Annotated in this window: 37 protein-coding genes and 1 tRNA gene; 34 read left to right on the top strand and 4 right to left on the bottom strand. The window is 66.4% G+C overall.

Going from position 1 to position 24,306, the window contains the following annotated elements; genetic code table 11:
* Positions 1-86: 86 nt before the first annotated feature.
* Positions 87-1,175, bottom strand: a complete 1,089-nt coding sequence (locus tag H8F26_RS01655) for an LdpA C-terminal domain-containing domain (protein ID WP_370594723.1) — start codon at positions 1,173-1,175, stop codon at positions 87-89.
* Between the two features lie 36 nt (positions 1,176-1,211).
* Positions 1,212-1,673, bottom strand: coding sequence for an NAD(P)H-quinone oxidoreductase subunit N (locus H8F26_RS01660; RefSeq protein WP_197158906.1), 462 nt, complete (start codon positions 1,671-1,673; stop codon positions 1,212-1,214).
* 446 nt (positions 1,674-2,119) lie between these two features.
* Between H8F26_RS01660 and rplC the strand changes: the two genes are divergently transcribed.
* The 30 genes from rplC to prfA all read left to right on the top strand — a co-directional run bounded on the left by rplC (position 2,120) and on the right by prfA (position 19,258).
* Entirely contained in the window at positions 2,120-2,767 is a 648-nt protein-coding gene (gene rplC, locus H8F26_RS01665; RefSeq protein ID WP_197157030.1) for a 50S ribosomal protein L3, read from the top strand.
* A gap of 11 nt (positions 2,768-2,778) precedes the next feature.
* Positions 2,779-3,414 carry a 50S ribosomal protein L4 gene (gene rplD, locus H8F26_RS01670; RefSeq protein ID WP_197157032.1) on the top strand — a complete coding sequence of 212 codons (636 nt, stop codon included), beginning with the start codon at positions 2,779-2,781 and terminating at the stop codon, positions 3,412-3,414.
* Positions 3,407-3,709, top strand: a complete 303-nt coding sequence (locus tag H8F26_RS01675) for a 50S ribosomal protein L23 (RefSeq protein ID WP_048018109.1) — start codon at positions 3,407-3,409, stop codon at positions 3,707-3,709. The genes rplD and H8F26_RS01675 overlap by 8 nt, the downstream gene beginning before the upstream one ends.
* Positions 3,710-3,724: 15 nt before the next feature.
* The gene (gene rplB, locus H8F26_RS01680) at positions 3,725-4,588 is read left to right on the top strand and encodes a 50S ribosomal protein L2 (protein WP_197157035.1); all 864 of its coding nucleotides are present in this window, start codon (positions 3,725-3,727) and stop codon (positions 4,586-4,588) included.
* A 35-nt stretch (positions 4,589-4,623) separates the two neighbouring features.
* A complete protein-coding gene (gene rpsS / locus H8F26_RS01685; protein ID WP_197157037.1) occupies positions 4,624-4,899 on the top strand; it encodes a 30S ribosomal protein S19 in 276 nt (91 codons plus the stop codon).
* Positions 4,900-4,903: 4 nt separating this feature from the next.
* Complete coding sequence (rplV, locus tag H8F26_RS01690) at positions 4,904-5,263, top strand: 50S ribosomal protein L22 (RefSeq protein WP_197157039.1); 360 nt, start codon at positions 4,904-4,906, stop codon at positions 5,261-5,263.
* Positions 5,264-5,282: 19 nt separating this feature from the next.
* Complete coding sequence (gene rpsC / locus H8F26_RS01695) at positions 5,283-6,011, top strand: 30S ribosomal protein S3 (RefSeq protein WP_197157041.1); 729 nt, start codon at positions 5,283-5,285, stop codon at positions 6,009-6,011.
* A gap of 16 nt (positions 6,012-6,027) precedes the next feature.
* A complete protein-coding gene (gene rplP, locus H8F26_RS01700) occupies positions 6,028-6,489 on the top strand; it encodes a 50S ribosomal protein L16 (protein ID WP_197157043.1) in 462 nt (153 codons plus the stop codon).
* Between the two features lie 2 nt (positions 6,490-6,491).
* Positions 6,492-6,701, top strand: a complete 210-nt coding sequence (gene rpmC, locus H8F26_RS01705; protein WP_197157045.1) for a 50S ribosomal protein L29 — start codon at positions 6,492-6,494, stop codon at positions 6,699-6,701.
* A gap of 17 nt (positions 6,702-6,718) precedes the next feature.
* Entirely contained in the window at positions 6,719-6,988 is a 270-nt protein-coding gene (gene rpsQ, locus H8F26_RS01710) for a 30S ribosomal protein S17 (RefSeq protein WP_197157047.1), read from the top strand.
* Positions 6,989-7,001: 13 nt separating this feature from the next.
* Positions 7,002-7,367: a 50S ribosomal protein L14 gene (gene rplN, locus H8F26_RS01715; protein ID WP_197158907.1), complete on the top strand. Its 366-nt coding sequence runs from the start codon at positions 7,002-7,004 to the stop codon at positions 7,365-7,367.
* 1 nt (position 7,368) lies between these two features.
* Positions 7,369-7,725 (top strand): 50S ribosomal protein L24, encoded by a 357-nt coding sequence (rplX, locus tag H8F26_RS01720; protein ID WP_197157049.1) that lies wholly within the window; start codon positions 7,369-7,371, stop codon positions 7,723-7,725.
* A gap of 132 nt (positions 7,726-7,857) precedes the next feature.
* A complete protein-coding gene (gene rplE, locus H8F26_RS01725; protein ID WP_197158908.1) occupies positions 7,858-8,397 on the top strand; it encodes a 50S ribosomal protein L5 in 540 nt (179 codons plus the stop codon).
* A 20-nt stretch (positions 8,398-8,417) separates the two neighbouring features.
* Positions 8,418-8,819, top strand: coding sequence for a 30S ribosomal protein S8 (rpsH, locus tag H8F26_RS01730; protein ID WP_197157050.1), 402 nt, complete (start codon positions 8,418-8,420; stop codon positions 8,817-8,819).
* 16 nt (positions 8,820-8,835) lie between these two features.
* Complete coding sequence (gene rplF, locus H8F26_RS01735; protein WP_197157052.1) at positions 8,836-9,375, top strand: 50S ribosomal protein L6; 540 nt, start codon at positions 8,836-8,838, stop codon at positions 9,373-9,375.
* A 32-nt stretch (positions 9,376-9,407) separates the two neighbouring features.
* Positions 9,408-9,773, top strand: a complete 366-nt coding sequence (rplR, locus tag H8F26_RS01740) for a 50S ribosomal protein L18 (RefSeq protein ID WP_197157054.1) — start codon at positions 9,408-9,410, stop codon at positions 9,771-9,773.
* Positions 9,774-9,787: 14 nt separating this feature from the next.
* Positions 9,788-10,438 carry a 30S ribosomal protein S5 gene (gene rpsE / locus H8F26_RS01745; RefSeq protein WP_197157056.1) on the top strand — a complete coding sequence of 217 codons (651 nt, stop codon included), beginning with the start codon at positions 9,788-9,790 and terminating at the stop codon, positions 10,436-10,438.
* An 8-nt stretch (positions 10,439-10,446) separates the two neighbouring features.
* Positions 10,447-10,899 carry a 50S ribosomal protein L15 gene (rplO, locus tag H8F26_RS01750; protein WP_197157058.1) on the top strand — a complete coding sequence of 151 codons (453 nt, stop codon included), beginning with the start codon at positions 10,447-10,449 and terminating at the stop codon, positions 10,897-10,899.
* Between the two features lie 139 nt (positions 10,900-11,038).
* Positions 11,039-12,358 carry a preprotein translocase subunit SecY gene (gene secY / locus H8F26_RS01755; RefSeq protein ID WP_197157059.1) on the top strand — a complete coding sequence of 440 codons (1,320 nt, stop codon included), beginning with the start codon at positions 11,039-11,041 and terminating at the stop codon, positions 12,356-12,358.
* An 88-nt stretch (positions 12,359-12,446) separates the two neighbouring features.
* Positions 12,447-12,995: an adenylate kinase gene (locus H8F26_RS01760; RefSeq protein WP_197157061.1), complete on the top strand. Its 549-nt coding sequence runs from the start codon at positions 12,447-12,449 to the stop codon at positions 12,993-12,995.
* 47 nt (positions 12,996-13,042) lie between these two features.
* Entirely contained in the window at positions 13,043-13,156 is a 114-nt protein-coding gene (gene rpmJ, locus H8F26_RS01765) for a 50S ribosomal protein L36 (protein WP_007100636.1), read from the top strand.
* A 134-nt stretch (positions 13,157-13,290) separates the two neighbouring features.
* Positions 13,291-13,656 carry a 30S ribosomal protein S13 gene (gene rpsM, locus H8F26_RS01770; protein ID WP_197157063.1) on the top strand — a complete coding sequence of 122 codons (366 nt, stop codon included), beginning with the start codon at positions 13,291-13,293 and terminating at the stop codon, positions 13,654-13,656.
* Between the two features lie 201 nt (positions 13,657-13,857).
* Positions 13,858-14,250, top strand: coding sequence for a 30S ribosomal protein S11 (gene rpsK, locus H8F26_RS01775; RefSeq protein ID WP_010311626.1), 393 nt, complete (start codon positions 13,858-13,860; stop codon positions 14,248-14,250).
* A gap of 56 nt (positions 14,251-14,306) precedes the next feature.
* The gene (locus H8F26_RS01780) at positions 14,307-15,245 is read left to right on the top strand and encodes a DNA-directed RNA polymerase subunit alpha (RefSeq protein WP_197157065.1); all 939 of its coding nucleotides are present in this window, start codon (positions 14,307-14,309) and stop codon (positions 15,243-15,245) included.
* A gap of 46 nt (positions 15,246-15,291) precedes the next feature.
* Positions 15,292-15,642: a 50S ribosomal protein L17 gene (rplQ, locus tag H8F26_RS01785; RefSeq protein ID WP_197157067.1), complete on the top strand. Its 351-nt coding sequence runs from the start codon at positions 15,292-15,294 to the stop codon at positions 15,640-15,642.
* Positions 15,643-15,757: 115 nt separating this feature from the next.
* Complete coding sequence (gene truA, locus H8F26_RS01790) at positions 15,758-16,705, top strand: tRNA pseudouridine(38-40) synthase TruA (RefSeq protein WP_197157069.1); 948 nt, start codon at positions 15,758-15,760, stop codon at positions 16,703-16,705.
* A 198-nt stretch (positions 16,706-16,903) separates the two neighbouring features.
* Positions 16,904-17,356, top strand: coding sequence for a 50S ribosomal protein L13 (gene rplM / locus H8F26_RS01795; protein WP_197157071.1), 453 nt, complete (start codon positions 16,904-16,906; stop codon positions 17,354-17,356).
* Entirely contained in the window at positions 17,353-17,754 is a 402-nt protein-coding gene (rpsI, locus tag H8F26_RS01800; protein WP_197157073.1) for a 30S ribosomal protein S9, read from the top strand. The genes rplM and rpsI overlap by 4 nt, the downstream gene beginning before the upstream one ends.
* Positions 17,755-17,786: 32 nt before the next feature.
* Positions 17,787-18,044: a 50S ribosomal protein L31 gene (rpmE, locus tag H8F26_RS01805; protein ID WP_197157075.1), complete on the top strand. Its 258-nt coding sequence runs from the start codon at positions 17,787-17,789 to the stop codon at positions 18,042-18,044.
* 113 nt (positions 18,045-18,157) lie between these two features.
* On the top strand, positions 18,158-19,258 hold the full coding sequence (gene prfA / locus H8F26_RS01810; RefSeq protein ID WP_197158909.1) for a peptide chain release factor 1: 1,101 nt from the start codon (positions 18,158-18,160) through the stop codon (positions 19,256-19,258).
* Between the two features lie 55 nt (positions 19,259-19,313).
* Here the strand turns inward: prfA and H8F26_RS01815 are convergent, their stop codons facing one another.
* Positions 19,314-19,817, bottom strand: coding sequence for an HNH endonuclease (locus tag H8F26_RS01815; RefSeq protein WP_197157077.1), 504 nt, complete (start codon positions 19,815-19,817; stop codon positions 19,314-19,316).
* Positions 19,818-19,939: 122 nt separating this feature from the next.
* Here H8F26_RS01815 and alr point away from each other — a divergent pair, with 122 nt between their 5' ends.
* Both alr and H8F26_RS01825 read left to right on the top strand, forming a co-directional pair.
* A complete protein-coding gene (gene alr / locus H8F26_RS01820; RefSeq protein WP_197157078.1) occupies positions 19,940-21,133 on the top strand; it encodes an alanine racemase in 1,194 nt (397 codons plus the stop codon).
* 35 nt (positions 21,134-21,168) lie between these two features.
* Positions 21,169-21,257, top strand: a tRNA-Ser gene (locus H8F26_RS01825).
* A gap of 85 nt (positions 21,258-21,342) precedes the next feature.
* On the opposite strand, the gene H8F26_RS01830 is transcribed toward H8F26_RS01825, so the two are convergent.
* Positions 21,343-22,275: a serine hydrolase gene (locus H8F26_RS01830; protein ID WP_197157079.1), complete on the bottom strand. Its 933-nt coding sequence runs from the start codon at positions 22,273-22,275 to the stop codon at positions 21,343-21,345.
* Between the two features lie 17 nt (positions 22,276-22,292).
* Between H8F26_RS01830 and H8F26_RS01835 the strand changes: the two genes are divergently transcribed.
* Positions 22,293-23,060: a C40 family peptidase gene (locus tag H8F26_RS01835; protein ID WP_197157080.1), complete on the top strand. Its 768-nt coding sequence runs from the start codon at positions 22,293-22,295 to the stop codon at positions 23,058-23,060.
* 45 nt (positions 23,061-23,105) lie between these two features.
* Positions 23,106-24,074, top strand: coding sequence for a glycosyltransferase family 2 protein (locus H8F26_RS01840; protein WP_197157082.1), 969 nt, complete (start codon positions 23,106-23,108; stop codon positions 24,072-24,074).
* The last annotated feature ends 232 nt before the right edge of the window (positions 24,075-24,306 follow it).

Genomic DNA, 24,306 nt, shown 5'->3' on the forward strand with positions numbered 1-24,306 from the left:
AGGCCGGCTGGTAGGGACGGACGGCAGACCTCGATGCCCGTTCTAGCCAGCGGTTCCGGTCCGGCGTCCGCCGGCGGATCTGCGGATCAGAGGGCTGGCAACAACCAGGGACGCACCAGCGCGTCGGCAAGTGTCAGGGCCTGTGGCCAGAGATCGCCCTCCCCCAGCAGCGGTCGCTGCCGGCTGGCCGCCTCCTGCAGCAGCGGTTGCAGCAGACGGCGGGCCACACTGCCGAAGGCCACACCGGCGGCGCCAGCGCGGCGGCGGCCCAGGCGCCGACCCAGGGCCTCCAGTCGCGGCAGGGTGCCGCCATTCGTGCCGCCGGCCAGCTGCAACGGCCCGGGAGGAGCGAGGGGGGTCAGGTCTTCGAGCAGGCGCACGGCGACATGGGCGGTGCCAGCGCCCACATCCCCGCTCATCGGACGGCCATCCAGCTGCCAGAGAGGCCGAAAACCACAGGACCGCAGTGCCGCATGGCGCTGCCAGAGCTCAGCCGCCAATGGCTCGGCCCCAGGCGGCGCAGGAGGTGGACAGTCCCCCGCGCCCCCTGCCCCGCTGAGCACGCCTGCACCCCGCTCCAGGCCACAGCTCACCGCCAGGCGCCGCAGGGGCACACCACTGCGCTGCACCTCGGCCAGACGCTGCCGAAACGCCTCGCCGCGGCCGGCCTGGGTGTGAATCTCCACGGCATCGGGTTGCAGCTGGGCGAGCAAGGCGGGCACCAGGGCACCCTCCACCGTTTGCGCCCTCTCCTCGATCAACCCAAGCGGACAGGCCGGCAGGCAGCGGCCGCAGCCGTAACAGCGGCAGGCGATGACGCCGCCGGAGGACCCGATGGCAAGGGCGGGACAGACGCGTTCGCAGGGCCGCGGGCAGTCCGCAGGACAGCGCACCGGATCGAACCAGGCCTTGCGGAAATGGGGATCGTTCCCATCACTGAGGCTCACCATCAGCCAGGGCTGCGCGGCACCGCGCTCACGGGCCCAGGCGATCCCACGCCGTGCGGCCGACACCACGGCGGCATCCGCCGCCAGATCCAGGCAATGCACCCCGGCGAGGGTGTAGATGCCGGCCAGATCCTCAAGGGCGCCAAGATCCTGATTGCTGGCACCGCCGATCCACTTGACCCAGTACCCGCCGGCCAGGGCACGATCAGGAAGGGCCAGGGGGTCCAGCCGCACCCTCAGCCCCGCAGGGAAGATGGCTGGAGCTCAGCCATCCGCCAGCTCGGCCAGGGGCTGCCAGCGCAACGACCTGGCACCGCCCATCTCCACCACGACCTTGAAGCGCGGCTCGCGCCGGCTGAGCGCCACCAGGGAGGCCAGTTCGGCCTTGGAGAGCACGGCCCCCTCCAGCAACCAGAGCAGGATGGGTGCCTCGCCTTCCAGCAGGCTTCCCAGCTGGGGCATCACCCGCTGCACCTCGCCAACCGCCGCGCCGCGGCCAACGCTCTGGTGACCGAGATGGGGCGGGCGCACACCATGCAGTTGGAAGAGGTAGGCCTCGGGATCTCCGAGGCCGCGGGCCGTGGTGAGCTGAGCCCGGTAGCCGGCCGCCCGCAGACGCCGCAGCAAGCGGGTTTCGGAACCACCTTCCAGGGGCACGAACAAGGCCAGGGCGCCGGCGTTCTCCAGGTCCTGTCGGAAACCGCGGCCGGTGAGCAGCAGGGGCATCGGAGCGGGAGGAACGGTGGCAGACACCAGTCTGACAGCCCTGGAGGCAAGCGGCAGAGGATCCGGGAGGCCGCTGCGCCAGATCCAGGCAGAGCTCAACAGGGTCATCTCAACCAAATGCTACATTGATTTCTTGTGCTGCAGATCTGTGCCCGTCCGCTAGCCGGGCCTCCAGAGCTCTGCACAAAGCTCGCCCGTGGAGGTGAGCTTCCCGGCCAGTGCGGCTCCAGCAGCGATTCTCGCTGTGCGATCCGCCGGGAAACTGCTGACAGGAGCGGCTCTGTTCAGAGCCGGACCACTCCCGCCGCAAGTCCCAGCCCGCTGATTCGCTTCGCTAGCCCCGGCCTCCGGCCGTTTCTGCGACATCCCGAATTCAGCTTCACCGCTTCACCGGTGCCTTGCGGCACGGGGGCTGCGGTGGTCCTGCTGGCGTCGTTCCCCTTCCTATGTCCATCGGCATTCTTGGGAAGAAACTGGGCATGTCCCAGTTCTTCGACGAAGAGGGCAGATCCATCCCGGTCACCGTGATCGAGGCTGGTCCCTGCCGCATCACCCAACTCAAAAGCGACGGCACCGACGGTTACACCGCCGTGCAGGTCGGTTTCGGCGAGATTCGCGAGAAGCTCGTCAACAAGCCCGCCAAGGGCCACCAGATCAAATCCGGTGACCAACCCGTTCGCCACCTGCGCGAATACCGCGTCGACAACCTCGACGGACTTGAGTTGGGCAACCCCATCACCGTCTCCGATTTCGAGGCGGGCCAGAAGGTCGATGTGAGTGGCGACACCATGGGTCGTGGCTTCTCCGGCTATCAGAAGCGCCACGGCTTCAGCCGCGGCCCCATGACCCACGGTTCCAAGAACCACCGCGAACCCGGCTCCACCGGTGCCGGCACCACGCCGGGCCGTGTCTACCCCGGCAAGCGCATGGCAGGCCGCTACGGCGGCAAACAGATCACCACCCGTGGCCTCACCATCCTCAAGGTGGATGCCGAGCGCAACCTGCTGGTGGTCAAGGGTTCGGTGCCCGGCAAGCCCGGCGCCCTGCTCAACATCCGCCCGGCCAAACGGGTGGGCGCCAAGGCCGCGACCTGAGGAGGAGAACCATGGCTGAATGTGTTGTTCGCGATTGGCAGGGCAAGGAAGCCGGCAAGGCTTCACTTGAGCTCAAAGTCGCCAAGGAAACGTCTGCCGCCGATCTGGTGCATCGCGCCGTCGTGCGGCAACTGGCCCATGCCCGGCAGGGCACGGCCAGCACCCTGACCCGGGCCGAAGTGGCCGGTGGTGGCCGCAAGCCCTACAAGCAGAAGGGCACTGGCCGCGCCCGTCAGGGTTCGATCCGTACACCCCTCCGCCCCGGCGGTGGTGTGATTTTCGGCCCCAAGCCGCGCAGCTACAACCTGGCGATGAACCGCAAGGAACGTCGCCTGGCCCTGCGTACCGCCCTGATGAGCCGTCTCGATGACCTCATCGTGGTGAAGGGCTTCGGTGCCGAGCTTGAGGCCCCCAAGACCCGTGAGGTCACCGCCGCCCTGGGCCGTCTCGGCATCGAGGCTGGCCAGAAGGTGCTGCTGGTGCTGGATGGAGCCAACGAGGCGGTGCGCCTGTCGGTGCGCAACCTCGAAAAAGTGAAGCTGATCGCCGCTGATCAGCTCAACGTGTTCGATCTGCTCAATGCCAAGAAATTGGTGGTTGGCGAGGAAGCACTCGAGAAGATTCAGGAGGTCTACGGCGATGGCTGAACGATTTGCAGGCCGGCTCGCGGATGTGATCCGCCGGCCGCTGATCACCGAGAAGGCCACCCGGGCCCTCGAGCTGAATCAGTACACCTTTGAGGTGGATCACCGGGCCGCCAAGCCCGACATCAAGGCGGCGGTCGAATCCCTGTTCGACGTCAAGGTGGTGGGTGTGAGCACGATGAATCCACCACGCCGCACCCGGCGGGTGGGCCGATTCGCCGGCAAGCGCGCCCAGGTGAAGAAAGCGGTGGTGCGCCTGGCCGAAGGCAATGCCATCCAGCTGTTCCCTGAGTCCTGAGGGGTCTGAAACACCATGGCAATCCGTAATTACCGTCCCACCTCTCCCGGCACCCGTACCCGCGTCGCGACCGACTTCGCTGAAGTCACCGGTCGCGGCCGTGAACGGGGTCTGGTGGTGGCCAAGCACCGCCGCAAGGGCCGCAACAACCGCGGTGTGATCACCTGCCGCCACCGCGGCGGCGGTCACAAACGTCTCTATCGCCTCGTCGACTTCCGTCGCGACAAGCACGGCGTGGTGGCGAAAGTGGCGGCGATCCACTACGACCCCCACCGCAACGCCCGTCTGGCGCTGCTCTTCTACACCGATGGTGAGAAGCGCTACATCCTGGCGCCGGCCGGCATCCAGATCGGTCAGCAGGTGGTCTCCGGACCCGAGTCCCCGATCGAGACCGGCAACGCCCTGCCCCTGTCGTCGATCCCGCTGGGCTCCAACGTCCACAACGTCGAGTTGTACGCCGGTCGTGGCGGCCAGATGGTGCGCACCGCCGGTGCCAGCGCCCAGGTGGTGGCCAAGGAAGGCGACTATGTCGCCCTGAAGCTGCCGTCCACTGAAGTGCGCCTGGTGCGGCGTGAGTGCTACGCCACCCTCGGCGAGGTCGGCAACTCCGAGATGCGCAACACCAGCCTCGGCAAGGCCGGCCGCAAGCGCTGGCTCGGTCGTCGTCCTGAGGTGCGTGGCTCGGTCATGAACCCCTGCGACCACCCCCATGGTGGTGGTGAGGGCCGTGCCCCGATCGGCCGCTCCGGCCCTGTCACCCCCTGGGGCAAACCGGCCCTGGGCCTCAAAACCCGTAAGCGGAACAAACCCAGCAATCGGTTTGTGCTCCGGAAACGTCGCCGCACCTCCAAGCGGAGCCGTGGCGGACGCGATTCCTGATGTAACCCACCGCTTTGCTCTCCGCTTAAACCGCTATGGGACGTTCACTCAAGAAAGGTCCGTTCATTGCCGACAGCCTTCTGCGGAAGGTCGAAAAGCAGAACGCCGCCGACGACAAGTCCGTGATCAAGACCTGGTCACGCGCTTCCACCATCCTGCCGATGATGATCGGCCACACCATTGCCGTTCACAACGGCAAGAGCCATGTGCCGGTCTACGTGACCGAGCAGATGGTCGGTCACAAGCTGGGGGAATTCGCCCCCACCCGCACCTTCCGGGGCCACATCAAGGACAAGAAAGGAGGTCGCTGACGCCATGGCCAACATCACCCCCAACAGCCCAGCCCTGGCTCACGGCCGCTACATCCGCGGTTCCGTCTCCAAGGTCCGTCGGGTGCTCGATCAGATCCGCGGCCGCACCTACCGCGAGGCGCTGATCATGCTCGAGTTCATGCCTTACCGCTCCACCGGCCCGATCACCAAGGTGCTGCGCTCCGCGGTGGCGAATGCCGAGCACAATCTCGGTCTCGATCCGGCCACCCTGGTGGTCTGCCAGGCCAGCGCCGACATGGGTCCCTCCATGAAGCGCTTCCGGCCCCGCGCCCAGGGTCGCGCCTACGCGATCAAGAAACAGACCTGCCACATCAGCATTGCTGTGGCTGCTCCCACCACCTGACCCCCGAGGACACCGAACGATGGGACACAAGATCCATCCAACCGGACTGCGCCTGGGGATCACCCAGGAGCACCGGTCCCGCTGGTACGCCCCCAGTCGTACCTATCCCACCCTCCTGCAGGAGGACGACCGCATCCGCAAGTTCATCCACAAGAAATACGGCTCTGCCGGCATCAGCGATGTGCTGATCTCGCGCAAGGCCGACCAGCTCGAAGTGGAACTCAAGACCGCACGCCCCGGCGTGCTGGTTGGCCGCCAGGGAAGCGGTATCGAGGATCTGCGCAGCGGCATCCAGAAGACCCTCGGAGATACGAGCCGTCAGGTCCGCATCAACGTGGTCGAAGTCGAGCGGGTCGATGCCGACGCCTTTCTGCTGGCTGAATACATCGCCCAGCAGCTGGAGAAGCGTGTCGCGTTCCGCCGCGTGATGCGCATGGCTGTCCAGCGCGCCCAGCGCGCCGGCGTGCTGGGCCTGAAGATCCAGGTGAGCGGACGCCTCAACGGCGCCGAGATCGCCCGGACGGAATGGACCCGTGAAGGTCGTGTGCCCCTGCACACCCTGCGTGCCGACATCGACTACGCCACAAAGGTGGCCACCACCACCTACGGCGTGCTTGGCATCAAGGTGTGGGTGTTCAAGGGCGAAGTGCTTCCGGGCCAGCAGGAGAAGCTCCCCGTGGGGGCAGCCCCGAAGCGCCGGGCCAGCCGTCGGCCCCAACAGTTCGAAGACCGTTCGAACCAAGAGTGATCAGGAGGCCTGAACCATGCTGAGTCCACGACGCGTCAAATTCCGCAAACAGCAGCGGGGCCGCATGCGCGGCACCGCCACCCGCGGCAACACCATCGCTTTCGGGCAATTCGCCCTGCAGGCCCAGGAATGTGGCTGGATCACCTCCCGCCAGATCGAAGCCAGCCGCCGAGCGATGACCCGCTACGTCAAGCGGGGCGGCAAGATCTGGATCCGGATCTTCCCCGACAAACCGGTCACCATGCGCCCCGCTGAAACCCGGATGGGTTCCGGTAAAGGCAACCCGGAATTCTGGGTGGCGGTGATCAAACCCGGCCGCATCCTCTTTGAGATGGGTGGTCCTGAGATCACCGAAACCATTGCCCGGGAGGCCATGCGGCTGGCGCAGTACAAACTGCCCGTCAAAACCAAGTTTCTGAGCCTGGCCGATCAGGAACCTGCAGACCAAGACCAGGCCGCCATCGCAGTGGAGTCCTGATCATGGCCCTTCCCGACATCGCCGAGGTGCGCAAGCTCACCGAGGGCGAGATCACCGAACAGATCGACGCCACCCGGCGTTCCCTGTTTGATCTGCGTTTCCAGCAGGCCACCCGCCGCTTGGAACATCCGCATCGCTTCAAGGAAGCCCGCATCAAGTTGGCTCACCTGCTCACGGTGCAGAGCGAGCGTCAGCGCTCCAGCGCCTCCTGATTTCCTCCCCCATTCCCATGGCACTCAAGGAACGGGTCGGCACCGTCGTCAGCGACAAGATGGATAAAACGGTGGTGGTCGCGGTGGAAAACCGCTTCCCCCATCCCATCTATCAAAAGACGGTCAGCCGCACCACCCGCTACAAAGCTCACGACGAAGGCAACGCCTGCCGCGTCGGCGATCGGGTCCGCATCACCGAAACCCGCCCTCTCAGCCGCACCAAGCGCTGGATGGTGGCCGAGGTCCTGTCCACCACCGGTGCCGCCCCGGCCCCCGGCAGCAACTGAGCAGGACATCCCGATGATTCAACAGGAAACTTTCCTCAACGTCGCTGATAACAGCGGCGCCAAGCGCATCCAGTGCATCCGTGTGCTGGGCACCAACCGTCGCTACGCCCACGTGGGTGATGTGATCGTTGCCGCCGTCAAGGACGCCATGCCCAACATGGGCGTCAAGAAGTCGGATGTCGTCAAGGCCGTGGTGGTTCGCACCCGCGCCACCCTGCGCCGCGAAACCGGCAACGCCATCCGCTTCGACGACAACGCCGCCGTGATCCTGGGGACTGACAACAATCCCAAGGGAACCCGCGTGTTTGGCCCCGTGGCCCGCGAACTGCGGGAGCGGAACTTCACCAAGATCGTGTCCCTCGCTCCGGAGGTGATCTGAGATGGCCACTGCCACCCCCAAAGTCAAGCCCCAGACGCGCATCAAGATGCGCATCAAGAAGGGCGACACCGTGCAGGTGATCTCCGGCAAGGACAAGGGCAAGACCGGCGAGGTGCTGCGCACCCTGCCGATCGAGAACCGCGTCATCGTGCAAGGCATCAACCTGCGCACCCGCCACGTCAAGCCCACCCAGGAGGGCGAAACCGGCCGCATCATCACCGAGGAAGCTTCGCTGCATGCCTCCAACGTGATGCTCTATTCCACCGACAAAAAGGTGGCTAGCCGCGTTGAAATCGTGGTGGAGCCCGACGGCACCAAAAAGCGCCGCCTCAAGAAGACCGGCGAAGTTCTCGACTGACCTGCGCCGCCTGCAGCCAAGGCCACACCTCTGGCTGGAAGCCTTTACAGCTAACGCTTCACACTCCACTCCATCTTCCCGATCCCTTCCGCCTTCTGACCCCGACCAGAAGTGCATTCCCCTCCCCCCGTCATGTCACTCAAACAGCGCTACCGGGAGACGATCCAGCCCAAGCTGCTCAAGGATCTGAACCTGTCCAACATTCACGAAGTTCCCAAGGTGGTGAAAGTCACCGTCAACCGGGGCCTCGGTGAAGCCGCCCAGAACGCCAAGGCCCTGGAGGCCTCGATCGCCGAGCTGGCCACGATCACCGGTCAGAAGGTGGTGGTGACTCGCGCCAAGAAGGCCATCGCCGGCTTCAAGATCCGTCAGGGCATGCCGATCGGCGTGGCCGTCACCCTCCGGGGTGAGCGCATGTACGCCTTCCTTGAGCGTCTGTTGAACCTGGCCCTTCCCCGGATTCGCGACTTCCGCGGCGTCAGCCCCAAGAGTTTCGACGGCCGGGGGAATTACACCCTGGGGATCCGGGAACAGATCATCTTCCCCGAAATTTCCTACGACAAGATCGACGCCATCCGGGGCATGGACGTCACGATCGTGACTACCGCCCGTAACGACGAAGAGGGCCGGGCCCTCCTCCGCGAGATGGGGATGCCGTTCCGTAGCAACTGAGCCCTCTTCCGGACACGACCATGGCCAATCACGACCCGATTTCCGACATGCTCACCCGCATTCGCAATGCGAGTGAGAAGCGTCACCAAAGCACCAAGATTCCCGCCTCCCGCATGGCGCGCAGCATCGCCAAGGTGCTGCAGCAGGAAGGTTTCATCGCCGAGATCTCCGAAGCGGGTGAAGGCGTTGAGAGCCATCTCGTGCTCGAACTCAAGTACAGCGGTAAGCACCGCCAGCCCACGATCCGCTCCGTGCAGCGGGTGAGCAAGCCCGGCCTGCGCATCTACAAGAACACCCGCCAGCTTCCCAAGGTGCTGGGCGGCCTGGGTGTGGCGATCATCTCCACCTCCAAGGGTGTGATGAGCGACCGTGACGCCCGCAAGCAGGGCGTCGGCGGCGAAGTGCTCTGCTACGTCTACTGATCCGGGAGTTCGATTCATGTCACGTATTGGTAAAGCGCCCATCCCCGTTCCCGACAAAGTCGCCGTGAGCCTTGAGGGGCTCACCGTGACCGTGAAGGGTCCCAAGGGAGAACTGAGCCGCACCCTGCCGGAGGGCGTCAGCATCGCCCAGGACGGCAACACTCTTCTGGTGAGTCCCGTCAACGAGAGCCGCCGCTCCCGTGAGCGCCATGGCCTCAGCCGCACCCTCGTCGCCAACATGGTGGAAGGGGTCAGCCAGGGCTTCACCCGCAAGCTCGAGATCGTCGGCGTGGGCTACCGCGCCGCCCTTCAGGGCAAGAAGCTGGTGGTGAGCGCCGGCTACAGCCACCAGGTCGAGATGGTGCCCCCCGACGGCATCAGCTTCACCGTGGAGAACAACACCACGGTGCTGGTCTCCGGTGCTGACAAGGAAGTGGTGGGCAACGAAGCCGCCAAGGTGCGCGCCATTCGTCCGCCGGAGCCCTACAAGGGCAAGGGCATCAAATACGAGGGCGAGCGCATCCTGCGCAAAGCCGGTAAGACCGGCAAGAAATGAGGTCTGCCTGAGCGTCGTTACCCCGTACTTCCATGTCCACCGTCTCCCGCAAACAGCAGACCCAGAAGCGCCATCGCCGTCTGCGTCGCAATCTCACTGGCACCGCCGAGCGTCCGCGCCTGGCCGTGTTCCGCTCCAACAATCACATCTACGCCCAGGTCATCGACGACTCCGCCCAGAACACCCTCTGTGCGGCTTCAACCCTCGATAAAGACCTTCGTACCAGCATCACGGCCGCCGGCACCTGCGAAGCTTCCGTCGTCGTCGGTCAGCTGGTCGCCAAGCGTGCCCTCGCCAAGGGCATCCAGCAGGTGGTCTTCGATCGCGGCGGCAACCTGTACCACGGCCGGGTCAAGGCCCTGGCTGACGCCGCCCGGGAAGCGGGCCTTCAGTTCTGATCCCTGCTCTCACCATGACCGAAACCAACGATCAAGTTCAATCCAACGCCATCCCGGGCGCAGCTGATGTTCCCGCTGCGGCCGAAGGCCAGCAGCAGGAACAGCGCCGCGGCGGCCGCAGTGACAACCGGGGCGACCGCAAAGGGGGCCGGGGTCGCGACAACCGTCGTGGCCAGGAGCGCGACTCCGAGTGGCAGGAGCGCGTCGTTCAGATCCGCCGGGTCTCCAAGACCGTCAAGGGCGGCAAGAAGATGAGCTTCCGGGCCATCGTCGTGGTCGGCAACGAGCGCGGCCAGGTGGGCGTGGGTGTCGGCAAGGCCGGCGACGTGATCGGTGCCGTGCGCAAGGGCGTTGCCGATGGCAAGAAGCACCTGGTCAAGGTGCCCCTCACCCGCCACAGCTCGATCCCCACCCTCAGCAACGGCCGCGACGGCGCTGCCAGCGTGCTGATCCGCCCCGCCGCTCCCGGTACCGGGGTGATCGCAGGCGGCTCGATCCGCACGGTGCTGGAACTCGCCGGCATCAAGAATGTGCTGGCCAAGCGCCTGGGCTCCAAGACGCCGCTCAACAACGCCCGTGCCGCCATGGTGGCCCTGCAAGAGCTGCGCACCCACAAGGAGACCGCCAAGGAGCGTGGCATCTCCCTCGAGCAGATCTACTCCTGAGGCCATCCATGTCGCTCAATCTCCAATCTCTCAAGCCCCAGGCCGGCTCCCGCCGTCGCAAGCTCCGCAAGGGCCGCGGCATCGCCGCCGGCCAGGGCGCCAGCTGCGGCTTCGGCATGCGTGGTCAGAAGTCACGCTCGGGTCGTCCCACCCGCCCTGGCTTCGAGGGCGGTCAGATGCCCCTGTACCGCCGGGTGCCGAAGCTGAAGCACTTCCCGCTGGTGAACCCCAAGTTCTTCACCGTGGTGAATGTGTCCCGCCTCGCCGATCTCGCCGCCGGCAGCGTCGTGACGCTCGACTCCCTTACGGAAGCGGGCATCGTGACCAGCCCCAAGCATCCCCTCAAGATCCTGGGCAACGGCGAGCTCACCGTGAAGCTCACCGTCCAGGCCGCCGGCTTCACCGCCAGTGCCCGCCAGAAGATCGAAGCCGCCGGCGGCAGCTGCGAGCTGGTCGACTGACCAGCCGCATCCGCAACCCTTAGGGTCAGAGCCGTCTGTCAGTGCCTTACGGCCCGACAGACGGCTTTTGCTTTGTCCGGCCAACGCCAGGGTTTCCCTGACACCCTGGACCTTCCCCCCCCCTTTCCCCTTCCTCGCCATGCTCGTCAGCCGGGGCCGCAACCCCAGTGCCGGAGAAATCCTCAGCCAGTTGGTGCAGGCCAAAGGTCTGCGGGACCGGGTGCTGATCACCCTGGGCCTGCTGTTGCTCGTGCGTCTCGGGATCTACATCCCCGTACCGGGCATCGACCGGGTCGCTTTCCAGGAGTTCCTGCAGCGGGGCGGACAGCTGATCGGCTTTCTGGACATCTTCACCGGCGGCGGTCTTTCCACCCTCGGGGTCTTTGCCCTCGGGATCCTGCCCTTCATCAACGCTTCGATCATCCTGCAGTTGCTGACCGCAGCCCTGCCGCAGCTGGAGGATCTTCAGAAGAACGAAGGTGAGGCCGGGCGCCGCAAGATCGCCCAGATCACCCGTTACGTGGCGCTGGGCTGGGGCATTCTCCAGAGCACGGTCTTTGCCCTGATCCTGCGGCAATACGCCCTGCCTGGGATCAGCGAGCCGGTGTTCGTGATCCAGACCTCCCTGGCGCTGGTGACGGGCTCGATGGTGGTGATGTGGATCAGCGAGGTGATCACCGAGCGCGGCATCGGCCAGGGGGCCTCCCTGGTGATCTTCGTGAACATCGTCGCCACCCTGCCCCGGGCGCTCGGATCGACGATCGAACTGGCTCAGAGCGGCGACCGTTCCACCGTGGGCGGCATCGTGGTGCTGGTGCTGGTGTTTCTCGTCACGATCGTGGGCATCATCTTCGTGCAGGAGGGCAGCCGCCGCATCCCGATCGTGAGCGCCAAACGCCAGGTGGGAGGAGCCAATCTGCTGGCCGCCCGCCAGAGCTATCTGCCGCTCAAACTCAATGCCGGTGGCGTGATGCCGATCATCTTCGCCTCGGCCGTGGTCTTCCTGCCGCTCACGATCGCCAACGTGACCCGCAATGCCTGGCTGATCCGCATCGCCGGCTATCTCAACCCCAACAGCAGCACCCCCTGGCTGTATGCCCTGCTGTTTTTCGCCCTGATCTGCGGCTTTTCCTTCTTCTACGCCTCTCTCACGGTCAATCCCGTCGACATCGCCAGCAACCTCAAGCGCAGCGGCGTGGCGATTCCCGGCGTACGCCCCGGGTCTGCCACGGCGCTGTATCTCAGTGGTGTCCAGAATCGACTCACCCTGCTGGGCGGCCTCTTTCTGGGGGCCGTGGCGATCATTCCCTCCGCCGTGGAAGGCGCCACCCAGGTGCGGACCTTCCAGGGGCTGGGTGCCACCTCACTGCTGATCCTGGTGGGTGTGGCGATCGACACCGCCAAACAGGTGCAGACCTACGTGATCTCCCAGCGCTACGAAGGTCTGGTGCGGCAGTAGCTGCAGCAGGCCAGGCCGACCTGCCCCCCTTGTGTGTTCCGTTCCGCCCGCCGCTCCAGCGACGGGGTTCGCCATCTGACGATCCGCCATGAAGCAACGTCTCCTCTTCCTCGGTCCTCCGGGTGTGGGCAAAGGCACCCAGGCGCAGCAGCTGGCAGCACGCCGCGAGCTGCTGCATCTCTCCACCGGCGACCTGCTGCGCAGCGAAGTGGCGGCGGGCAGTGAACTCGGCCGCGAAGCGGAGGCAGTGATGGCCCGGGGCGAGCTGGTGAGCGATGCCCTGGTGCTGGCGATCGTGCGCAACCGTCTTCAGGAGCACACGGCCGGGTGGCTGCTGGATGGCTTTCCCCGCAACACGGCGCAGGCAGCGGCGCTCGGTGAGCTGCTCGAGGAACTGCAGCAGCAGATCGAACTGGTGGTGCTGATGGAGCTCGATGACGACCTGCTGCTGCAGCGGCTGCTCTCCCGTGGCCGCGTGGACGACAACGAGACGGTGATCCGCCATCGCCTCGAGGTGTATCAGGCCCAGACGGCCCCGCTGATCGACCATTACCGCAACCTGGGACTGCTGGAATCCGTGGAAGCCTCGGGAACGGTGGAGGAGATCGCAGAGCGGATCGAAGCCTTGGTGGGTTGACCCTTGTGGTAGGGTGCTCGTTTGCAAATTCGGAGAGCCCACCGCCCATGAAGGTGCGTGCCTCAGTCAAGAAAATGTGCGAGAAGTGCCGGGTGATCCGCCGCCACGGCCGGGTGATGGTGATCTGCACCAATCCCAAGCACAAGCAGCGCCAGGGTTGAGCCATCCGGCTCCTCCCTCATTCACGAGCTCTGCGGATCCGCCCCTGCGCTGATCCATCCTTTCCTCCCCGACCCGACCATGGCCGTGCTCACTGCACCCCATCGGGTCCTTTGCCCATTCGAACGTTTCATCTGTGGCTCGGATTGCCGGTGTCGATATCCCTCGCGACAAGAGGGTCGAGATTGCTCTCACCTACGTCTATGGGGTCGGGCTGACGCGGGCCCAGCAGATCCTCGCCAAGACCGGCGTTGACCCTGACACCCGTGTCAAGGACCTCAGCGACGCCGATGTTCAGAAGCTTCGGGGCGCCGCCGAGGGTTACACCCTTGAGGGTGACCTGCGCCGCCAGGAGGGCATGGCCCTCAAGCGTCTGCAGGACATCGGCTGCCTGCGGGGCCGCCGCCATCGCGCCGGTCTGCCGGTGCGCGGCCAGCGCACCCGCACCAACGCCCGCACCCGCCGCGGTGCCCGTAAAACCGTGGCCGGCAAGAAGAAGTAAGACGCGACGCCGCATCTGCGGCTCCGCTCGCTTCTCTTCCATCTCCCCACCCTGCCGCCCATCGCTGCTGCTGCTTCGGCCGCAACGGCAACCCGAATCGCTCCAGCCAGGTCGCCTGGCTACCGGATCGTTTCTTCGGGCGTCACCAGGGTGTTCCGTTCAGTCCCCCGATCACCTCCCTGAAACCGCAGGGCCTCTGCCATGGCCAAGCCAGCCAAGAAATCCGGCGCCAAGAAAACGAAGCGCAACGTCCCCAACGGCGTCGCGCACATTCAAAGCACCTTCAACAACACGATCGTATCGATCACCGACACGGCCGGTGAGGTGATCTCCTGGTCGTCCGCCGGGGCCAGTGGCTTCAAGGGCGCCCGTAAAGGCACGCCGTTCGCTGCCCAGACCGCCGCTGAAGCCGCCGCACGCCGGGCCCTCGAGCAGGGCATGCGCCAGATCGAAGTGCTGGTGCGTGGCCCAGGCTCCGGCCGTGAAACCGCGATCCGCGCCCTGCAGGTGGCCGGTCTGGAAATCACCCTGATCCGTGACGTGACCCCCCTGCCCCACAACGGTTGCCGTCGTTCCAAGCGCCGCCGCGTCTGACCCGTCGTTAGCCCAGCCGCTCGCGGCGTCCGTTCCCACTCCCGACCCTTCAGACCGTGCTCCACTACCAGATCGATCGGATCGAGCATCAGATCGCTGACGACCGTTCCCAGACGGGGGTGTTCCTGATCGGCCCGTTGGATCGGGGTCAGGCCACCACCCTCGGGAACGCCCTGCGCCGCGTCCTGATCGGCAGCCTTGAGGGCAGTGCCATCACTGCCGTGCGGATCGCCTCCGTCAACCACGAATACGCCACGGTTCCAGGCGTCCGTGAAGACGTTCTCGACATCCTGCTCAATTGCAAGGAGATCCCGATCAGCAGCCGCAGCCGCGAGCTTGAGATCGGCCGTCTTGTCATGAACGGCCCCGCCACCGTGACCGCCTCCGACCTGCAGTTCTCCTCCCAGGTGCAGGTGATCGACGGCCAGCGGCCGATCGCCACCGTGGCCGAAGGCCACAGCCTTGAGATGGAAGTGCATGTCGAGCGCGGCGTCGGCTATCGGCCCGTCGATCGCCACAGCGAAGACACCAGCGCCATCGATCTGCTCCAGATCGATGCCGTCTTCATGCCGGTCAAGCGTGTCAACTACACGGTCGATGAGACCGCCGTGGGCGAAGGCGGTTCCGCCCGGGAGCGGCTCCGCATCGAAATCGAGACCAATGGCAGCATCACGCCGGATGACGCCATGGCCCAGGCTGCCAACCAGCTGATCGCCCTGTTCCAGCCTCTGGCCAGCCTCACCATGGCGGAGGAACCCGGTCCGGAGATCGAGCCTTCAGCCGAAGCCCAGATTCCGCTCGAGGAACTCAATCTCTCCGTGCGGGCCTACAACTGCCTCAAGCGGGCCCAGGTCAACTCCGTGTCCGACCTGATGGGCTTCAGCTACGAAGATCTGCTGGAGATCAAGAACTTCGGCTCCAAGTCTGCCGATGAAGTGATCGAAGCCCTGGAGCGCATCGGCATCTCCCTGCCCCAGAGCCGCACCACCGCCTGAGCCGCGGCATCCCACCCCGTTCCGTCCCTGTCCGAGCTTTTCCGTCATGAGACACCAGTGCCGAGTGCCCATGCTGGGCCGTCCCGCAGACCAGCGCAAGGCGCTGCTCCGCGGCCTCACCACCCAGCTGATCCGCGAAGGTCGCGTCACCACCACCAAGGCCCGTGCCAAGGCCCTGCGTGACGAAGCCGAGCGCATGATCACCCTGGCCAAGGACGGCACCCTGGCGGCCCGCCGTCGGGCGATCGGCTACATCTACGACAAGCAGCTGGTCCACGCCCTGTTCGACAAGGCCCAGGATCGCTACGGCGACCGCAACGGCGGCTACACCCGCATCATCCGGACGGTTCCCCGCCGCGGTGACAACGCCGAGATGGCGATCATCGAACTGGTCTGAGCCTGGCGGTGGTGCCGACGCGCCCCCAGCCCAATGCTGCGTTGCCCCTTGGCCGCGGACGCCTGAAGGCCTCCGCGGTTTTTTGATGGCCTGATTCTGTCCAGCGGAGCCGCTGATGACCGGCTTGAAGTCGAGCGCACCACCCAGTGCTTCCGCCAGCACGGCCGATCAGACTGACACCGGATCCGCCAACCGCGAAGCGACCAACAGCGAAGCCACCAGCGGCGAACACCGCCGCCGGATCGCCCTCTGCCTGCAATACGACGGAGCGGCCTTCTGCGGCTGGCAACTCCAGCCGCGACACCCCAGCGTTCAGCAGACCCTGGAGGAGGCCATCGCCAGCCTGGATCCACCCAGCCTGGATGCACAGCGACCGGTGCGAACCATGGCAGCGGGCCGAACCGACAGTGGCGTCCATGCCGCCGGCCAGGTGGCGCACTTCGAAACCAGCGGCCCCATCCCGGCTCAGCGCTGGCCCAAGGCCCTGAATGGCCGCCTGCCGGCCTCCATTCGGGTGGTGGCCGCCGCCGAGGTGCCGCTGACCTGGCATGCCTGCTTCAGCGCCACCTACCGGCGCTACCGGTACACGATCCATAACGGGCGCACCCCCAACCTCTTCCTGGCCCCCTGGACCTGGCACCGCTACCAGCAGCGGCTCGACGAGCAGGCCATGGCCGACGCCCTGGCGGGCATGCTCGGCGACCACGACTTCTCCGCCTTCCAGCGGGCCGGCAGCAGCCGCCCCCATGCCCGCACAACCCTGCAGGAGGTGATGGTGGATCGGCAGGGAGACCTGGTGGTGGTGGAGATGCAGGCCACTGGCTTCCTCTACGGCATGGTGCGCCTGGTGATGGGGCAGCTGGTGGCCGTGGGCGAGGGTCAGCTGAGCGTGGATGGCTTCTCGCGGCGCTGGCGCCAGCAGGCGCGCGAACAGGTGAAGGAAGCAGCGCCGCCCCAGGGGCTCTGCCTGCTGCGGGTGGGATATCCGGAGGAGGTCTTTGTAAAGAGTGCCTGGTACGATGGTCAACCGCGGTTTGCCTTGGCGATCCCCGATTCGCCCTGACCCCAGTCGATCAGCCTGATCGACTGGGATTGGGGGGATCAGCAGGCGATCATCCAGCCCCGCCTTCTCTGCAGCCGCCGCTGCGCGCAGCCGTGCCTGACCCCATCAGGGTCAATATCGGTGACGCGGTAGGTTGACTGTTGAACTGTCCTGCCCCATCCGCCGCGATGGGCCCAACCCATCCGGCCTGCCGGTGCGATGAACAAGACATCCCTTCCTTCCATCGATTCCCTGGATCGCCAGTGGTACGTCGTCGACGCTGAGAATCAGACTCTTGGCCGTCTCGCCAGCGAAGTGGCTCAGGTGCTGCGGGGCAAGAACAAGCCCTGCTACACCCCCCACCTCGACACCGGCGATTTCGTGATCGTCATCAATGCCGAGAAGGTGAAGGTGAGCGGCAACAAGCCCACCCAGAAGCTGTATCGCCGCCACTCCGGTCGCCCCGGTGGCATGAAGACCGAAACCTTCGCCCACCTGCAGGGCCGGATCCCCGAGCGGATCGTGGAGAAGGCGATCAAGGGCATGCTGCCCCACAACGCCCTGGGCCGCCAGCTGTTCCGCAAGCTGAAGGTCTACAAGGGCATCGATCATCCCCACGCCGCCCAGCAGCCCCAGGCTCTCGCCCTCGACCCCGCCACTTCCGCCCAATGAGCAGCAATTCCGTCGTCTACTGGGGCACTGGTCGCCGCAAGACCGCCGTTGCACGGGTGCGCATTGTTCCCGGCACCGGCAGCGTCACGATCAATGGCCGCCCCGGCGATAACTACCTCAACTACAACCCCGTCTACCTGGCGGCCGTCAAGGCTCCCCTGCAGACGCTGGGTCTTGAATCCGATTACGACGTCCTTGTGAACGTGCGCGGTGGTGGCCTCACCGGCCAGGCCGACGCCATCAAGCAGGGTGCCGCCCGTGCCCTCTGCGACCTGTCGCCGGACAACCGCAAGCCCCTCAAGACGGAAGGCCACCTCAGCCGCGACCCCCGCGCCAAGGAGCGCCGCAAGTACGGCCTCAAGAAAGCCCGCAAGGCTCCCCAGTTCTCCAAGCGCTGATCTTTTCTGTTCGCACTGCTCTGTTCGCAGCCATGCCCAAGGCCGACATCCACCCCACCTGGTATCCCGATGCCAAGGTGATCTGCAATGGAGAGGTGGTGATGACCACTGGCTCCACCCAGCCCGAACTGCACGTCGACGTGTGGAGTGGCAACCACCCCTTCTACACCGGTACCCAGAAGATCCTCGACACCGAGGGCCGCGTTGATCGCTTCATGCGCAAATACGGCATGGGCTCCACCGACACGGCTAAGGCCGATGTCTCCAAGAAGGATGCAGCCCAGGCCTGAGGCTTTCCTTCAATCTGCTCCACTCAGCCGGATGCCCCTGGGCATCCGGCTTTTTGATGGCTGCGCCCCATCCCGCGCCTCCCTCCCGTCCCCTCAGTTCCTGCATCGCTGTGATCGATCAAGCTCTGCTGCACGAACGCCTGGCCACCGCCTGCACCACCTTCGCGGCCCTGGAGCGTCAGCTGGCCGATCCGGCGGTCACGGCCGATCCGGCCCAGCTGCAGACGATCGCACGGGAACGCGCCCGGCTCGAGCCGCTTGTGCGCGACTATGCCGACCTGCAGAAATGCGAGCGCGAACGGCAGGAAGCGGTGCAACTGCTCAAGGAGCATCGCGGTGACCCGGCCATGGAGGAGCTGGCCGCTGAGGAGCTGGAGCGGCTGGGGGCCACGATCGATCAGCTGCAGCAACGGCTGACCCTGGCGCTGCTGCCCCACGACCCCCGCGACGAGCGCAGCGTCATGCTCGAGATCCGTGCCGGTGCTGGTGGCGACGAAGCCGGGCTCTGGGCGGGAGATCTGGCCCGCATGTACGACCGCTACGCCCAGGGCCAGGGCTGGCAGGTCCAGCCGGTGAGTGCCTCGGAAGCGGAACTGGGCGGCTACAAGGAACTCATCCTGGCGATCCGCGGCGACGGGGTCTACAGCCAGCTCAAGTTCGAGGCGGGGGTGCACCGCGTCCAGCGGGTGCCTGCCACCGAATCCCAGGGGCGGGTGCATACCTCCACGGCCACGGTGGCGGTGATGCCGGAAGCAGATCCGGTGGAGGTGCAGATCGATCCAGGCGAGCTGGAGATCAGCACAGCCCGCTCCGGCGGCGCCGGCGGCCAGAACGTGAACAAGGTGGAAACGGCAGTGGATCTGCTGCACAAGCCCACCGGTATCCGCGTGTTCTGCACCCAGGAACGCTCCCAGCTGCAGAACCGGGAACGGGCCATGGAGATCCTGCGGGCCAAGCTGTTGGAGCGGGAACTCGCCGCCGCCGCCGCCGCGGAGAGTTCAACCCGTCGGGCTCAGGTGGGCAGCGGCGATCGCAGCGAAAAGATCCGCACCTACAACTACAAAGACAACCGCACCACCGACCACCGCCTGGGACGCAATTTCGCGCTCGAACCCGTGCTGGCGGGCCAGCTGGGCGAGCTGATCGGGGCCTCGATCGCCGCCGAGCAGAGCCGGCAACTGGAAGAGCTGGCCCGCCAGGCGAGCGGGGTCTGAACCCAGGCTGGAGCTTCAGAACCAGCGGTTTTCAAGGCCGTGAGCATCAACCGGATCAGGCGGCACCGATCAGATATTTGGCCCACTCCGCGTGGCGACCGGCCCGGATCTGACGGCTGGCCTCGAAATTGAGCCCGCTGTGGGGACGATGGGGCTCCTGCAGCAGCGGCATGCCGGCTTCGCGAGGCGTGCGATTGCCCTTGCGCACATTGCAGCCCAGGCAGGCGGTGGTGACGTTCTCCCAGGCATCGGCGCCGCCACGGCTGCGGGGCACGATGTGATCGATCGAGAGCGGTTGGGTGGTGCTGGCGCAGTACTGGCAGCGGTGGTTGTCGCGCTGAAACAGATTGCGGCGGGTCAGGGGCAGGGGCTTGTAGGGCACCCGCACGAACTGACGCAGACGGATCACGGTGGGCAGCAGCAGATCCGGCCGGATGACGCGGCTGGAGTCGTGCTCCAGGCCTTCGGCCTTTCCCTTGAGCAGCATCACCATGGCGCGACGCCAGTGGGTGATATTGAGCGGCTCGTAGGACGCATTCAGAACGAGAACGTGGCCCATGCCAGCCCCTCTGATTGCAGGCCATGCTAGAGGCGTTCTCCGCGCGCGACTGTGTTCCACGCCTCCTTCGACGGCACCGGCAGCGACGCGCGGCGGCTCCTGGCTGCCGTGGAGAGGCGCTGATGTCCTCCTCGCCGCTCAGCACACCCCTGGCACCCCATGAGACCGGCCAGTCCAGGCAACGGGCCTGGGTGGAAGTGAATGCCGGCGCCATCCGCGCCAACGCCCGCGCCCTGCGCCGCTTCATCGGTCCGCTCACCGAGCTGATGGCCGTGGTCAAGGCGGATGGCTACGGCCACGGTGCGGTGCTGGTCGCCGAGGCCGCCCTCGCCGGCGGCGCCAGCTGCTTCGGGGTGGCCACCCTTGCCGAGGGAGTGGAACTGCGCACCGCCGGGATCCGGGCGCCGATTCTGGTGCTGGGCAACCTCACCCAGGTGGAGGAACTGCGCAGCTGTCTGCGCTGGCAGCTGATGCCAACGATCAGCAGCATGCGGGAAGCCCTGCTCTGCCAGAACCTGGCCAGCGGCAGCGGTCGTTCGATGCCGCTGCAGCTCAAGCTCGACACCGGCATGGCCCGGCTCGGCGCCGACTGGCAGGACGGCCCCCGCCTGGTGGCGGCCCTGCAGGACCTCGATGCTGTGGAGCTGGTGGGGCTCTATTCCCACCTCGCCCACGCCGATGCCTGCCCCGACGAGGACGACGGCCTGACGCGCGAGCAGCAACGCCGCTACGAGAGTGTGCTGGACAGCCTCCGCCAGCAGAGGCTGAGCTGCGGGCACCGCCACCTGGCCAACTCGGCCGGCACCCTGCGGGATCACGCCATCCACTACGACCTGGTGCGGGTCGGGCTGGCCCTCTATGGCCAGGAGCCAGCCCCGCATCTGGCCGGCCGGGTGCCGCTGCAACCAGCGATGCAGCTACACGCCCGCGTCTCCCTGATCCGGGAGGTGCCGGCGGGGGTGGGGGTGAGCTATGGCCATCGCTTCCGTACCAGCCGCCCCAGCCGACTGGCGGTGGTGGGCATCGGCTACGCCGATGGCGTCCCCCGCCAGCTCTCGAACCAGCTGGAGGTGCTGTTCCGAGGGCAGAGCCTGCCGCAGGTGGGCGCGATCACCATGGATCAGCTGGTGCTCGATGCCACCGACACCTCCGAGCTGGAGGTGGGATCGGTGGTGACCTTGCTCGGGCAGCAGAGCGACCGCAGCATCGGCCCGACCGACTGGAGTGAGCGCTGCCACACCATCCCCTGGGAGATCCTCTGCGGCTTCAAGCACCGGCTGCCGCGGCTGGCCGTGAGCGGCGGCGGCGAGGGCTGAGGCTGCCGGCCCACTGATAAGCTCACGGAGCCACTGGAGAGGTGGCTGAGTGGTTGAAAGCGGCTCCCTGCTAAGGAGTTACAGGAGGCAACTTCTGTCGAGGGTTCGAATCCCTCCCTCTCCGTTTCCAAAGCACAGACTCCCCGACTTCCGCTCAGACGGAATGTCGGGGTTGTCGATCGGGCCTGCGGCACCCGGCCCGGAGTGGCTCAGACCGGGCCGCTGTAGCGCAGCAATTCGGTGGTGATCGCCGGCAACAGGGCCGGATCATCAGCACACGCCTGCCCTTCGCTGAAGATCACCAGCAGGAACGGCAGACCGTTCTCGGGTTCCGCATAGGCGGCGTCATGGCGCGCCTGGCTCATCCAGCCGGCCTTGCTCCAGAAGGGTGTCTGCAGCGGCAGGGCTTCGCCGATGAAGCCATCCACCTGATTCTCCGGATCGGCCTGCCGTTCCAGGGGATCGAGCGAGCGGGCCAGCAGGTCCTGCATGCGCCGGCACGCCGGCGGCGACACCATCGCGCCTGCCATCACCCCATGCAGAACCCGGGCCACGGCATCGGTGCTGAGGCGGTTGCGATTCTGCAGATCAGGCCCGTAGAACTGACGTTCACGGCCGTAGGGGCCATCGCCCCAGGTCTTCTGGCAGGCATTGCAGCCCTCCAGCTCAGGCCAGGCGAGCTCGGTCAGCCAGCGGTTGACGATGCCGCGCTGGTGGCACCAGGAGCTGTAACGATGCGGCGGCAGCTCAGGGCCACTGGTGGTGCCGCTGAGCAGATCCATCACCAGTGCCGTGGCGTCATTGCTGGAGTCGCGGATCATGTCGGCCAGGGCCCGGCGCAGCTCCGGACCATCGCCAATCAGCTGGCGCTGCAGCCAGGCCTCGGCGGCAACCAGATAGATCAACTTCACCACACTGGCGGGATAGCGGAGGCGATCACCGGCCCAGGCAGCACCGGTCAGCGGTCGCTGCCAGAAGCTGGTCGGATCCAGGTCATGGGCCTGATGTCGCAGGGACTCGGGGTAACGCAACCAGGTGATCGACAGCCGCTGACCCAGCCCTTCCCGCCCCTCCAGCTCCAGAGCCGCCACCAGATCGGCGAGGCGCTCGGCCATGCCCGGATCCGGGTTGTAGAACACCATCTCCGCCGAGCAGCGTGATGGCGACATTAAGCACTCTGCCGACCGGCAGCCCGGCGGCCCGCGAGCTGCTGGAAGCGGGCAGCCTCTGGCAGCTCACCGCGCCACTCAACCTCTACAGCCGGGCCCACGGAGCCGGCCTGGCCACCCAGGCGGCGGCGGGGCGGGTGCTGCAGTTGCGCGATGGCACCAGAGCGGGCGCACCAGGGGAAGCGGCGCGTCTGAGGGTCCGACTGCTGGAGGACGGCTACCCCGGCTGGATCGAGCCGAACCACCTGCTGGGCCACGCCGTGAGCGGCAGTCGACCCCGCAGCCAACGCCTGCAACGCCCCCAGATCGAAGCCCGCCTGCCGGCGGTGCTGGCGGCGGCAAAAGCCGCCATGCTCCAGCCCAACACCTACCTGTGGGGCGGATCGCTCGGGCCTGATTTCGACTGCTCCGGCCTGGTTCAGACCCTGTTTGCCAGCCAGGGCATCTGGCTGCCACGCGATGCCTACCTGCAGGAACGTTTCTGCCAGCCGGTGGCCGTCCGCCCGGGAGCGACGGCGCTGCTGCGACCAGGCGATCTGATCTTCTTCGGCACACCGCGGCGCTGCACCCATGTGGGCCTGCACCTCACAGGCGGCCGCTACCTGCACAGCTCGGGGGTCGCACACGGCCGCAATGGCATCGGCATCGACGACCTCTCGCCCCACAATCCGGATCCCGTGGCACGCCACTACCGGTTGGAACTGCGCGGCGCCGGCCGGGTGATGCATTGCCACGACGGCAGCGCCTGCGGAGACTGATGCCAGTCTCCGTTTAGGGTTCGGCTCGCCTCCGGATCCGCCGCCATGCCGGCCCCCACCCTGCCCACTCTTTCGGTGGTGGTGCCGCTCTACAACGAAGAGGACAGTCTCAGACCCTTGGTGGAGCAGCTGCTGGCTCAGCTGCGGCCCCTGGGGATCCCCTTCGAGCTGGTGCTGGTGGACGACGGCTCGCGCGATCGCACCCCGATTCTGCTGCAGGAGCTGGCGGGCACGATCCCGGAACTGGTAGCGGTGCTGCTGCGACGCAACTACGGCCAGACCCCGGCCATGGCGGCGGGCTTCGATGCCAGCCGCGGCCCCGTGATCGTGACCCTCGACGGCGATCTGCAGAACGATCCGGCCGACATCCCCCTGCTGCTGGACACCCTGGACCAGGGCTATGACCTGGTGAGCGGCTGGCGCTACCAGCGGCAGGATGCGGCCGTGAGCCGCCTGCTGCCCTCCCTGCTGGCGAACCGCCTGATCGCCCGGGTCACCGGCGTGAAGCTGCACGACTACGGCTGCTCACTCAAGGCCTACCGGCGCGAGGTGGTCGAGGACATGAACCTCTACGGAGAGCTGCACCGCTTCCTGCCGGCGCTGGCCTTCATCGAAGGGGCCAGGATCACCGAAGTGAAGGTGAGCCATCACCCTCGCCGGTTCGGCACCAGCAAATACGGGATCGACCGTACATTCCGGGTGCTGATGGATCTGCTCACGGTGTGGTTCATGAAGCGCTTCCTCACCAGGCCGATGCATGTTTTCGGCCTGGGAGGCCTGGTGGGGATGGGCCTGGGACTGCTGATCGGCGCCTGGCTGCTGGTGGAGAAGCTGCAGGGCGCCAACATCGGCGACCGCCCCCTGCTGCTGATGGCCCTGCTCTGCTTTCTCACCGGGGTTCAGCTGTTCTGCTTCGGCCTGCTGTCGGAACTGCAAATGCGGACGTATCACGAGAGCCAGGGACGACCGATCTACCGCGTGCGCGCCACCTTGCGCGGCAGTGCCAGCGGGTGATCCCGGATTTCAGCCTCGGCACCAAGCCTTCATGGGCGCCGCCAGCAGATGGCGGTGGGCAAGGCCACTGGGACGGCATCTTGCGAACGGCCACTGGAGGGAGGTCTCGAGGAGATGGCAACAGCGGCACTGGAAGGAGTGAGAGGCCGCAGGCGGGGATTGAACTTTTATGTCGCCCCTCAACAGCGCCAGGGGTCCCTTTCAGACCTCTCCGTACAGTATCGACGATTCC

It is taken from the genome of Synechococcus sp. CBW1006 (assembly GCF_015840525.1).
GTDB lineage: Bacteria > Cyanobacteriota > Cyanobacteriia > PCC-6307 > Cyanobiaceae > CBW1002.